Genomic DNA, 11,396 nt, shown 5'->3' with positions numbered 1-11,396 from the left:
TTCATGTCTTTCGTCCGGCCGGACAGCAATCTGGGATACATCGCGGATACGCTCACCAGGATCGCCATCGAGTTGCGCGAAGCCCGGTTCGTCCCCGAAATCGAAGATGAAATCACTCGGTGCGATGACGATGTACCTGCTCGTCTTCCGTCAGGGCCAGGCGGCCGTATCGGCAAGTCTGGCATCGATATCAGGTATGTACGAAGACAACCTGTACCTGTCCACGCTATACGAATATCTGCAACAGCCAACAACGCGCGACAATGCTCCGGTATGGCTCAGCCAGGGTTTCAACCGCTTTCAACAAATGACTGCGGAAGTCAGACTGCTCCGTGTTGGTATCCGGTAGCGGGTCCATGCCGTGTGCAAAGTCGAGTAGCTCGGTATTTACAGACACAGCGTTGGTGTACGTCTTCCGCCTCCGTATAGCATCTACAGATGCATTCCGCGTGACGCGTAGCAACCAACCCAATGGCTGCTCTTCGTCAATGTTTTCCCGGTGCTTCCATAATCGAATAAAAACCTCTTGCGTTACGTCTTCGGCTTCTTCTCGATTACCCAGGTAGTGATAGGCAAAGCCATATACCCGGTTTTGGTACCGATGCATTTGTTTTTCAAATTGAATAATGGTCAAACCAGGATCTCAAATCGCGCGCAATAGGATCGATTGTCTCATTTTGGTTACTCTAATGCAAAAACGCGCCGGTTTTGCAAAAGGTTACAGCCCGGAAATAATAATTGTAGCGACTGTGTGGTATATGTTGACGCAGGAAACGTGGGCATGTTGGAGGACGTGACGGAAATCGCGTATTTTCATCTTTAAATAAAAGGCTGCAATTTCCCGTTCGGCTTGCTTTTTGTGTAGAATAATAGGTAGTCACTTTAGAAACGATGGTACCTTGCTGATACCAACGTTGTGCGTTATATCTACTTGCCCGCCATGTAGCGTACGTTGATTGCTCCCCAAGAGTATCCAAGTTTTTGTTTGCTGCCGACCCTGGACATCCCTGAAATTTTAGCGCACATCAGATACAGGCAATTTGTAGCCTTTTGGTGCGTTCTAATCTTTACGGAGATAGGTCGCGTAACAAACAACAAGTTCGCCTACTAAATAGACAGATTGCACGCTGGCGCATGCGCATCGGTTAACGGGCCCATTTCGGGTGTATTAATTTTGCATTTGCTTGCCAAATTCTGCTGATTACTCTATTGTAAGATAGAAGCCTGGTTTGTGTTGGTGATTGTCCTTGATAGCCGGCGCAACAATTGAGTCTTTTGGGCGAATCATAGTACATTGCATTGTTGAAATACGCTGGATTCTTTGCATTGTGAACAAAGTGCAGGGTTCAGCGCTTAGCGCATAAAGATCAGCACGCAACAAATTCTGAAGTAGGATACGCATCCGCTTTATTGCCATACATCCTCTCGGCAGGATGTTCGACACAACAGATTTATGAAGCTTTTTAAAAAGTCACACGCTGTTTCAGGCCTTTTTATTCTTGCCATCGGTTTGGTGCTGGGCCTTAATCTGGAGACAGCACTCTCTTCTGATAATGACACGTATGAGCAGCTCCAAAAGCTCGAAAATGCGTTCATCATCATTCAGCGGCAATATGTCGACGAAGCGGATCCCAAAGAAATTGTAGAAAGTGCAGTGCTGGGCATGCTCGAGGAGCTTGATCCTCACTCCATCTACATCAGTTCTGAAGAAATTGATGAGCTGCAAGAAACGTATAAAGGCTCTTTTGGCGGTATCGGGGTGCTTTTTGAAGTCATCGACGATACCATTCGCGTGGTATCTACCATTACCAACGGGCCAAGCGACAAAGTTGGCCTGGTTGCCGGCGACCGGATTATTGCCATCAATGACTCTAGCGCAATCGGATTTACCTCGCGTGACGTTCAGAAAAATCTCAAAGGTAAAATTGGTACCAAAGTCGACGTAACGATACATCGCAACCGCGCACCGCGGCCGCTCGACTTTACCATCACACGCGACCGGATTCCGCTTTATACCATCGATGCTTCTTACATGCTGGATGACATGACCGGTTATGTGCGTATCGACCGGTTTGCGATGACCACTTATCAGGAATTTAAGGAGCATGCAGACAAGCTTCGCCAGGATGGCATGGAGCGCTTGATTATCGACTTGCGCTACAATGGGGGTGGCATCATGGAATCGGCTGAGAAAATCGCCGACGAACTGATCCCGGGTAACAAAACCCTGGTGTATACGAAGGGTCGGAATGCGCAATACGACAAAGTTGTGCGGTCAACCAACGGCGGTACGCTAGAAAATTATCCAGTGATCGTGCTGGTTAACGAATATTCGGCGTCTGCCAGCGAGATTGTTGCCGGCGCATTGCAGGATCACGACCGGGCATTGATCGTTGGCCGGCGGACATTCGGGAAAGGCCTGGTGCAATCGCAATTCCAGCTTCCCGATCGCAGTGTGCTCCAGATGACCATTTCCCGGTATTACACGCCTTCTGGCCGGCTTATTCAGACGCCTTATGAAGACGGTAATATCGAAGACTACTATTCCCAAAAGCCACAGACGCAGCATCGCTCACTGAGTGCAGATGAGTATGCTGAGAATATGCCTGACTCCCTGAAATACTTTACATCCAAAAACCGTGTTGTATATGGAGGCGGTGGTATTCTACCCGATTATATTCTGCCGCTTGATACGTTGACGTCTCCTGCAGCCGGCGCGGTGATTGGCGGACAGCTCGATCAACTCTTCGCCCGTGAGTGGTTTGAAACCCATGAACAGATGTACCGCGATACCTGGGGTACGCGGAGAGCCGAATTTATTGATACCTATCGCATTGGTGAAGATGTATGGGATGCCTTCTGGGAGTTTGCCCGGGACAAAGGTGTCGAAGTTACAGACGATCCGGCGCGTGTAAATCCGGATGCAGACATTTATGCAATGACCGATGTTGCGTCTCAGCGTAATACATTTGAGACCCGGATCAAGGCATTGCTTGCCCGCCAGCTCTATGGGCGCGGTGTTTGGCATCCGATTGTAAATACCATCGACCCGGAAATCAACGAAGCGATTGAGCTTTGGGGCCTTGTAGAAGACCTGGCCGTGCTTCATCGTTAAAAGAACTGTACTTTTTGTTGATGAACCGGGTGTATGGCCCGGTAATTGCAAATAGCTACAGAATTGTGATACAAAAGTACTTGACAATTTTAGGATAGATAAATATCCTAAAAGTGCTTCCCCATTTCGCGGCCCCTGTTGACCCGCATTTGTGTAAAGGGCCCGCAAATTTTTCGTATTCGACTTAAGGCACCGAGTGTAATACCGATACTACGTTTGTTAGCTGTGCTTGGTCTGACCCCCCACTCCCGTCGGATATCTGTGTACAGTATAAATTATTGTCGGTTTACCCATGTCGCCACGTTCGTCACATTGCGTTTGCTGTTGTCTTTTGATGACAATCTGCTTGTTTTTTGCAAAGCAGATGTGTGCGCAGAAGCGGGCTGTTTATATCCTGGATACGGCGCCGGCACCAACGCATAATGAGCCTTACCGCATTAGCCTGAGCACTTCTTCCAAAGCAGTTACTGTTAGCTTTCCGTTGCGTGGTCCACACGCGTTTAACCTGCGTGCAGAGTACTTTCGCTCAGCTTCTATGCCAAAGGCGCTGGAGCGTGTTCACCAAATCAAGGCTGACTGGAAATTCAGATCTTTACCGCTCACTGCCAGCTATACGTACGCACTCCCGAGTCCTAGTGCGCTCGTTTTTCCTGTAGCCGGCGTCGGGTTGTCTGCCCATTTCTACAGGCAAACTGAAAAAGTCGATCCAATTACCGGAGCACCCTATAGTTATGCAGTTCAGCAGGGTCCCAATCCTGATTTGCCCCTTTTTGCTGAAAAGCGCGGGTTGAATTTTGGCGCTGAAGTGTCTCTTGGATTAATTGTGAACGTCAGCAAAAACATTTTTATCATGAGCCAGGGCCGGTATAGGTACGTTTCCTGTTCGAATCACCACTACGGGTATAACTATGGTTCGCTCAACGTCCTTGATTTTAGCATGGATGTAGGGTTTCAGTTTTAAGATTCAGGGGTTACCTTACTTGCGTTTTTCGCAGGTGTCTCATTTCAACATACCCCGTTTTGGCTTTTCGATTACCCACCCACGTTACGGTTGCACCCGGTTGTATTCATTCGGTAGCAGACGCTGTTTTGGCCCATGGTTGCCAGCGCGTCATGCTGGTGCTTGATGAAGGATTGCGTGCAACGCCTTGGCCGGATCAGGCCGTGAAGCTGCTCCATGCTGCTGGCCTTGTGGTTGATGTGCAAGACGCCGTTGAGCCAAACCCGCGATACCAGACCATTGACAAGATGGCTGCACATGGGCGTGATGAAGGGATTGAGTTTGTGATTGGCCTCGGAGGCGGCAGTGTTTTGGATGCTGCCAAAGCAGTTTCGATGTTGCTCAGGAATCCGGGTTCTTGTTTGGATTACGAAGGGAAAAATCAATTTACAGAAGGTACGGTACCCTTTGTTGCGATTCCCACTACCTGTGGCACGGGATCGGAAGTTACGTGGGTTTCTGTGATCTCACACGCCGGCCAGCAGCGGAAGCTGAGTGTGAAGGGGGACGCCATGTTTCCGGATGTGGCACTGGTTGATCCAGACCTCCTGCAAACCCTGCCGGCGCACCTGGTGGCTTATACAGGAATGGATGCGCTTACGCATGCCGTCGAGGCGTATACGGTGGCATTGCATAATCCTGTGTCTGATGCGCTTGCTGAGAAGGCGGTTGTGCTGCTCTTTACCCATTTGCGCCGGTTGTACGAGGATATGCACGACGAAGCGGCGCGTTTTGCCGTCATGCGGGCTTCTACCCTGGCCGGCATGGCTTTTGGTAACGCAGATGTCGGGGGTGTGCACTGCTTATCTGAGACGCTGGGTGGTATCTGGGATGTGCCCCACGGGCTGGCTAATGCAATGTTATTGGCACCGGTTATGCGCTATCATGCGCCTGTTGTGGCGCCGCGGCTTTCAGCGCTTTATGCGCTGGTGAACCCGGGAATGCGTGTCTTGGGTGTCGAGGAGGGGGCGGAAGCGTTTTTAGATGCAGTTAATGCCCTTGCGGTGGCCTTACATGTTCCGGCTTTTGCATCGTTGGATATTCCAGAAGAGATGTATCCACAGATTGCCGCAGGAGCGGTGGCGAATAACTCGAATGCGTCGAATCCGCAGCCGATGGCGGAAGCTGACTACCTACACATCTTAACAACAATAGGCGCTACAGGTTGATAGATTCGCCGTGTTGCGGCAGGATAATCTCAGCTTCCGGGTAGTAGTACCGGATATTATCTGCCATCCAGTTTCTGGCTTCCGTTTCGCCGTGGACGAGCACAATTTTAGCCGGCTTAAGTTTTTCAACGATTTGTAGCAATTCGCGTCTGTGGCTGTGGCCACTAAAGCGGAAGCGCTCAACGTCGCAATTGATGGGTTGCGGACCTACCATGCGATCCAGTACCACTTCGTTGCCTTTGCCTTCTTGTGCTGCTTCGAGTGCGAGCCGGGCCGGCGAGTCGTCTTTGGCATAGCCAACCAGGAAAATGCCATTTTTTTCATCTTCAACCAGCTCTTGTGCGAGCCGGTTTGAAATGGTGCGCTCGAACATCATTCCGCTACTCACCACGTGGATACTTGGCCGGCTGAGGGCTTCTCTTGTTGCCTTGTTGCTCCGGGGGAGCCTTTTTTGGGGAACGCCAAATACCTGGAATTCAGGGTTGATACGTGGGGTGGTGTGCCGCGACTTGTCGTACAAATCAGCTACTGCACGCATGCCGCCAGCAGTGTAGACAGGGATGTCGGGGTCAATCTGGTTTTTGCTTTTGAACCGATCAATGACGGCCAGGATTTCCTGGGCGCGGCCAAGGGCAAAAACAGGGAAAAGGATGGTGCCGCCTCGATCAAGCACGCGCTGGACACTTTTGAGCAAGCGTTCTTCTTCGAGTTTACGCGTGGTCAACTCAGCGTCAGGGTCTGCACCCAGCGTGGATTCTAAAAGGAGGATGTCAATCGGGCCTTCGGGGTAGTCGCCGCCAGGGATAATGTGTTGCGGGCGAATGCTGGTGTCGCTGGTGTAGAAGAGCCGGCGCTGTTTGCCGTTTTCTTCAAACGTAATTTCAATGCCGGCTGCCCCGAGTACATGCCCCGCATTGTATAGCTTGCCACGAATCTCCGCATTGTCGTGCATGCCGGAAATCGGGAAAGTATCTTGCAACTCGTGTGTCAGGTACAAGTGGCTTTGCATTTCTACCTCTTCTTCGTTGAAAAGGGGTTCAGCAAAGCTGGAGCCTTCGCGTAGTTTTCTTCGCTGCAACCGCGCAGAGGCTGGTAGCAAGAATTCAACAAACTGACGGGTGACCGGGGTCATGTGGACGACTACGTGCGGAAACTCGCGAATCAGAATGGGCAGAGAGCCCATGTGGTCGTGATGTGCATGCGTTATGACCGCATGGTCGACGTAGTAGCCGGTCTTCTTCTTTAGGATGTCAAAGTCAGGCAGACTGGCTTCTCCCTCTTCCTCTGGATCGGCGCCGGCATCGAGTACGATACCGGTCTCATTGATTTTAAGGAAGAGACAGCTGGCACCTATTTCCTCTGTGTCCCCCAGCGCAACAAACTCCATTTCACTCCGACCAGTTAAAGCATGATTGATTGAGCGAGCTGAAAAGCTAGTAAACTTTTCAAATTAAGGTCTTTCCTACAGAGAAGGGGTATTGAGTGTTTCTTTGCTTTATCTATCTGTCCAGGGCCAGAAGGGTATAAAAGCAGCTAGTGCACCCATGGTCTGTTGTGACTGCAGACCTTGGGCGCGCTAAGCGTGGAAGGATAACCTTATGGGTTGCGCTTGGTGGTTGCGTAACTGTCGTGATGCTGTGCTTTTGGTACTTTACAGCTTAGTACTGCACAGCGCGTGGCAGACGTTTGGCCTGTCGGATCCACTCTTCAACTTGCGAACGGGCGGCAACCTGGCGAACCAGCTTCTTTTCGCCGTTTACAGATTTCATTTTTTCGTGCAGGTTGATTGCATTCCGTTGGGCGAGTTCTTTTACGGTGTCAACGCCAGCGGCTTCCAGTAGCTCGGCATATTCTCCGCCGATACCTTTGATGCGAATCAGGTCTGCGTGGTTTACAAATTTAAGAACGCGGGAGGCATCGAGTCCTGTTTGTTCAGCTAGCGTGAGCCGGCCTTTTTTTGAGCTGCCCTTTTTGAGTAGCATCTCAACAGACCCTACGCCTGCTGTTCTGAATTTTTCTGCATACGTGTCGCCAATGCCTTCTATCGTGGTGATCTTTGCCATTTTACAATGCTGGGTTTCAATGTGTGGGATTATTACAGATGTGCCAATCCCAAATCGTATGCCATGTGTTTTAATCGTCAATAAACCCGGGTTTGTAGAGCGATTTGTATCATTATTATACATAAGTGAATTTATTTGCGTGTTGCAAAATAATACAAATAGATGTTTTTAACCTGTTTAAGTGGCTTATTGCATATATATTGCAGAAACATTTTTCCCTTTCTGGCTTTGGCACTATCTTCTCGCTAGCAATACGTAAGGGCTGGAAGGGGTGATGCCTGTTGGTTCAGACTCGGTATTTTTCAGCCTTACACTAAACAAGCATCTTGAGGTATTCGATTTAATTATGGGACTTTTTGACATGTTTAAAAAGGCCTTCGGCATGGACGTTGACGAAGGTAAAGAACAGGAGCAGATCCAGAATCACATTTCCATGGCGTTTGGCGATAAAATCAATGGATTGAACATTGCCTATGCAGACGAAACCGTAACCATCTCCGGTGAAGCTGATTCTCTTGCTACCAAGCAGAAAGCTGTACTTATGGCTGGTAACGTTAAAGGCGTGGAAGCTGTAAATGATATGTTGACTGTTGCTGAGCCTGAGCTCCGCCACTACACCATCCAGAGCGGTGACTCGCTTTCTAAAATTGCCAAAGAAGTTTATGGCAGTTTCGACAAGTGGGAAGCACTGTTTGCAGCAAACAGAGAAGTAATCAAAGATCCTGATCTCATCTACCCGGGTCAGATTATCCTGATTCCTGAGCTGTAGAATTTTGTGAGGACGTACGGGGATATCACGAATATCCCCGTACCAACTCGCATCTAGCGTTGCGCGCGGTGAATTTCCCGGCGCAGCACACGCACCACGTAGTCAGCCGTGTAGTCACTGATTCTGTAGAGTGCGTCTTGCATTTCCGCTTCGCTCATGTCAGACAATTCTTTCGATGTGAGAATGTTACTGAACAGGAAATGGTCTGATATGGGTTCTACAATACTTACATCTTTGTCCCATAGCGCTTCTCCTGTGTAGTCGTCGATGAGTTTGACGTGTGCGTCAAGAAAGAATTCTGTTCTCCCATCAAAAGCCGGCCCTGAGTACAGGCCATGTTTTGCAATGTCGAGGCGCAGTACCAGGTCTGGGTACTCCCCTTTTGTTGCAGGTGCAAACCCCAGATACCGATCTGCTCGTTCCGCGATGCCTTCAGCTATCAGCATGGATACATCAAGGTCTTCTGCTGCATGCTTGATTCGTTTCCTTGCTTTGTGCGCCTGGGTTTCTTTTACTACAGCCGTGGTTGCGCGGAAGATCGATTCAGCTGAGCCTTCGAAAACATCCAGGATGTCATATTCGCTGTTTGTAACAATAGAAGGTTTGGGCGCAACCGGCGCTTCAACAACCATTGTGGCGTCTGTAAAGTCGTATTCCTGTAGTGGATTTACGCCGGCGCAACCTGAAGAAAGTAGCGCGTAAACCAGCACCAATAATAAAATTACAAAGGATGGGGCGGGGCGGCGTTGATTGTATACAATTGAAGACTTGTTGATTAACATAACAGTCACCTATGGGCCTTAAACTACGTTTTTTGAATATCTTTGAGGATATCAGCTACATAGTTCAAAGCCTATTCCGGTCTGTGATGTGCCACCTGGTAACTCACTCCCCGAGAGGTTCAACGCTTCCAGAGCCTGTGACTGCAGCCTCAACTGTTGGGGTACCGCGGTACCTGATGTTGCCACTGCCCGATATGTTGGCTGTCAACGCTTCTGTTACGTTGATTACGGCGGATCCGCTGCCACTAATAGATACGTCTGCATCCTGACTTTCCAGATTGCGAGCTTCCAGGTCTCCTGATCCTGTGATCGCAATGTTCTGTGCGATGACCGTACCTGAAAAATCCAGGTTGCCTGAGCCAGTTAAAGATAGGTCGAGGGTTTCTGCAGAAAATGCAGCAAATTGCATTTCGCCACTGCCGGTAAGATCAAGATTGAAATCTATGGTGTTCAGCGTGTCCATGCGTACGGTACCCGTTCCTGCGAACTGAAGTAAGTCCAGGTTTTGTACGCCAATCGTTATCGTGATGGGTTGTGTCGGGTCCAGGGAAACGTCGTCGTTGGTTTCGATCCGAAGCCGGCCATCACGGACAAAGATGTTGATGAACGGGTAGAGGTCAGCCTGCGCTGAAATACGCAACGATTCTTCCGACCCCTGGATGAGAGTAAGGTCGCCCGGGATGCTCATCGAAACGCCTGTAAAGTTGGAAACATCGACCGTACGCGTTTCAAGTAGACCACTGCCCGTTATTCTGTTTGATTCTGCACCGATTATGCAGCTGCTGAATACGAGCAAAGGGACAATGAGAAGGAGATGAGCTTTCTGCATGGCATTGGGGTAGTTGAGGGTAGGGACTCTTTGACGCATCAGACCTTTGTCGGGTATGCTTCCGCAAATAATGCTGTTGTTGTTGGAGGCTATACCGCGGAATAAACCAACGTCGAAAGAGCTACGGATGAGATCGCGTGAAAGTTACTTTTACCCTTTTGCGAAGCGCTACTGTTGGATTACCTGCTGCGCAGGAGTCTGTACGCCGAGTTGGGGTTTGCCATTGTGAGTAAGGCCTGTGCTGCGCGTACACGGACGGCCAGTGCGGGGTCTTTGAGGAGCGGGATTAACTGGTTGCTTGATTCGACATACCATGCTTCTGCTATCGAAAAAGCTGCGCGTGAGCGGATGGTTGGATCGGGGTGTTTCAGGAAGCTAAGTAACTCTTTTCGCGCGGATTCGAGGCCAAACATGGCGAGTGCCCGCACAAAATACAGGTTCTCAAAGTCGCTGTTTACGAGGTCTTTTTTGTCGATCAGGGTGGGCACATCTTCTTCGAGGCTGCCGATGATCGGTATCACGTCTGCTGCAATATAGCGAGCGGCCGGATCATTGCTACCCAATGCTTCCCGGACAAGATCTCGCATATTTGCGCGATCTGTAACGGTAAGCGCAGCGGCCGCAAAAACACGCAGGCGGCCATTGTTTGAAGGATCTGTTGCCTGTTCGAGGATCACGGGATCGCCAACAAGTCCAGTTCTAAACATCGCCTCGGCAGCAAGAATACGCGCCTCGAGGTCGTCTGACAGCAGGATGTCTTGCAGGGCCACAATGCCCTGGTTGTAGTCAGTCAGAGCAAGGGCGCGTGCGTAGCCTGCAATACGCCGGCGATCTCGTTCGCTTCCCATACGCGCTTCGATGAGTGGTGTCGCTTCGAAGGCGTAGTCTTCTCTAATCAATGCTTCTGCCGCGTGTATAGAGGGCCAGAATTCGTCTCCCTGTACGCCTTCACGCAGGATGGTGAGGCATTGTTGGTGGACGTTGCCCGTCAATAAGTAGGAAGCCGGCGGCACCGACGCTGTTTTACAGCCTGACAGACTGAAAATAATGACAGCCGCAAGGATCGTAGATGCGAAGATACGCTGGATGGGAGACACGGTATAAAGCATGGATATCAGAGCTGTTGTGTGAACCTCGCCCAACAGATCATCGTACCGGTATAAGATGAAGGAGGATTGAAAACATGCATCCTCCCAAAAAATCTAACGTAAATTGTCTTGAGAGAAGTGACATTGTGCTTGCCATCTGATTATTTTTTAACAGATGGGTTCCGTATCCAATCAATTTACAAGTAATCTGCAGTACGTAACTGGTACGTTTTACTACATGAACAACATTCCGTTTAAATTGCCTGACGTGGGTTTTAATGAGGTGTCAGGCTATATTTATTTTGATGAGGAGTTCCTGGTTTTTGACGTTGCAACGTCGCTCTTCGGCGAGTTCAGCGAAAAAGAGCAAACAATCAAGATTGAGCCGGCGGCCATCGAAGACATCGTTGTGAAAAAGGGAATGTTCAAAGACAAAGTTTGTGTGCGTCCCAAAAAAGTCGACCTGCTCAAGGCGATGCCTGGTAACTTTGATGATGAGATCAAGCTCAGCGTTGCGCACAAGCACCGCCTCAAGGTTGAGAAGCTGATCGATGAATTTAACCGGCGTACCCTCTAGCGCC

At 49.8% G+C, this 11,396-nt stretch carries 11 protein-coding genes; 5 read left to right on the top strand and 6 right to left on the bottom strand.

Annotated features, from left to right (window positions below; all coding sequences use genetic code 11):
* Positions 1-226: 226 nt before the first annotated feature.
* Positions 227-607 carry a sigma-70 family RNA polymerase sigma factor gene (locus AAF564_08735; GenBank protein MEM8485623.1) on the bottom strand — a complete coding sequence of 127 codons (381 nt, stop codon included), beginning with the start codon at positions 605-607 and terminating at the stop codon, positions 227-229.
* A gap of 846 nt (positions 608-1,453) precedes the next feature.
* Between AAF564_08735 and AAF564_08730 the strand changes: the two genes are divergently transcribed.
* The 3 genes from AAF564_08730 (at position 1,454) to AAF564_08720 (ending at position 5,284) form a co-directional block, all read left to right on the top strand.
* Positions 1,454-3,115 (top strand): S41 family peptidase, encoded by a 1,662-nt coding sequence (locus tag AAF564_08730; protein ID MEM8485622.1) that lies wholly within the window; start codon positions 1,454-1,456, stop codon positions 3,113-3,115.
* A gap of 364 nt (positions 3,116-3,479) precedes the next feature.
* Positions 3,480-4,076: a hypothetical protein gene (locus AAF564_08725; protein MEM8485621.1), complete on the top strand. Its 597-nt coding sequence runs from the start codon at positions 3,480-3,482 to the stop codon at positions 4,074-4,076.
* A 59-nt stretch (positions 4,077-4,135) separates the two neighbouring features.
* The gene (locus tag AAF564_08720; GenBank protein MEM8485620.1) at positions 4,136-5,284 is read left to right on the top strand and encodes an iron-containing alcohol dehydrogenase; all 1,149 of its coding nucleotides are present in this window, start codon (positions 4,136-4,138) and stop codon (positions 5,282-5,284) included.
* Here AAF564_08720 and AAF564_08715 read toward each other — a convergent pair.
* Together AAF564_08715 and AAF564_08710 are read right to left on the bottom strand one after the other, a co-directional pair.
* On the bottom strand, positions 5,274-6,671 hold the full coding sequence (locus tag AAF564_08715; GenBank protein ID MEM8485619.1) for an MBL fold metallo-hydrolase: 1,398 nt from the start codon (positions 6,669-6,671) through the stop codon (positions 5,274-5,276). The genes AAF564_08720 and AAF564_08715 overlap by 11 nt on opposite strands.
* A 271-nt stretch (positions 6,672-6,942) precedes the next feature.
* On the bottom strand, positions 6,943-7,347 hold the full coding sequence (locus AAF564_08710; GenBank protein MEM8485618.1) for a DUF4332 domain-containing protein: 405 nt from the start codon (positions 7,345-7,347) through the stop codon (positions 6,943-6,945).
* 361 nt (positions 7,348-7,708) lie between these two features.
* Between AAF564_08710 and AAF564_08705 the strand changes: the two genes are divergently transcribed.
* A complete protein-coding gene (locus AAF564_08705) occupies positions 7,709-8,116 on the top strand; it encodes a BON domain-containing protein (protein ID MEM8485617.1) in 408 nt (135 codons plus the stop codon).
* 53 nt (positions 8,117-8,169) lie between these two features.
* Here AAF564_08705 and AAF564_08700 read toward each other — a convergent pair whose 3' ends face one another.
* From AAF564_08700 to AAF564_08690, 3 genes are all read right to left on the bottom strand, one after another.
* Positions 8,170-8,898: a hypothetical protein gene (locus AAF564_08700; GenBank protein ID MEM8485616.1), complete on the bottom strand. Its 729-nt coding sequence runs from the start codon at positions 8,896-8,898 to the stop codon at positions 8,170-8,172.
* Positions 8,899-9,001: 103 nt separating this feature from the next.
* The gene (locus tag AAF564_08695; GenBank protein MEM8485615.1) at positions 9,002-9,727 is read right to left on the bottom strand and encodes a head GIN domain-containing protein; all 726 of its coding nucleotides are present in this window, start codon (positions 9,725-9,727) and stop codon (positions 9,002-9,004) included.
* 179 nt (positions 9,728-9,906) lie between these two features.
* Positions 9,907-10,836 carry a HEAT repeat domain-containing protein gene (locus AAF564_08690; protein ID MEM8485614.1) on the bottom strand — a complete coding sequence of 310 codons (930 nt, stop codon included), beginning with the start codon at positions 10,834-10,836 and terminating at the stop codon, positions 9,907-9,909.
* A 154-nt stretch (positions 10,837-10,990) separates the two neighbouring features.
* Between AAF564_08690 and AAF564_08685 the strand changes: the two genes are divergently transcribed.
* Positions 10,991-11,392, top strand: a complete 402-nt coding sequence (locus tag AAF564_08685) for a hypothetical protein (GenBank protein ID MEM8485613.1) — start codon at positions 10,991-10,993, stop codon at positions 11,390-11,392.
* Positions 11,393-11,396: the final 4 nt, after the last annotated feature.

The sequence above is a fragment of the Bacteroidota bacterium genome (genome assembly GCA_039111535.1).
Taxonomy (GTDB): Bacteria; Bacteroidota; Rhodothermia; order Rhodothermales; family JAHQVL01; genus JBCCIM01.
The sequence above is the reverse complement of the archived record's forward strand: the minus strand, read 5'-3'. Positions and strand labels throughout refer to the sequence as shown.

Bases quoted from the DNA above. Each gene is read 5' to 3' on its own strand.
- AAF564_08730 (MEM8485622.1), top strand. From the start codon at position 1,454: ATGAAGCTTTTTAAAAAGTCACACGCTGTTTCAGGCCTTTTTATTCTT.
- AAF564_08700 (MEM8485616.1), bottom strand. From the start codon at position 8,898: ATGTTAATCAACAAGTCTTCAATTGTATACAATCAACGCCGCCCCGCC.
- AAF564_08725 (MEM8485621.1), top strand. From the start codon at position 3,480: ATGTGTGCGCAGAAGCGGGCTGTTTATATCCTGGATACGGCGCCGGCA.
- AAF564_08710 (MEM8485618.1), bottom strand. From the start codon at position 7,347: ATGGCAAAGATCACCACGATAGAAGGCATTGGCGACACGTATGCAGAA.
- AAF564_08695 (MEM8485615.1), bottom strand. From the start codon at position 9,727: ATGCAGAAAGCTCATCTCCTTCTCATTGTCCCTTTGCTCGTATTCAGC.
- AAF564_08735 (MEM8485623.1), bottom strand. From the start codon at position 607: ATGCATCGGTACCAAAACCGGGTATATGGCTTTGCCTATCACTACCTG.
- AAF564_08690 (MEM8485614.1), bottom strand. From the start codon at position 10,836: ATGCTTTATACCGTGTCTCCCATCCAGCGTATCTTCGCATCTACGATC.
- AAF564_08705 (MEM8485617.1), top strand. From the start codon at position 7,709: ATGTTTAAAAAGGCCTTCGGCATGGACGTTGACGAAGGTAAAGAACAG.
- AAF564_08685 (MEM8485613.1), top strand. From the start codon at position 10,991: ATGGGTTCCGTATCCAATCAATTTACAAGTAATCTGCAGTACGTAACT.
- AAF564_08715 (MEM8485619.1), bottom strand. From the start codon at position 6,671: ATGGAGTTTGTTGCGCTGGGGGACACAGAGGAAATAGGTGCCAGCTGT.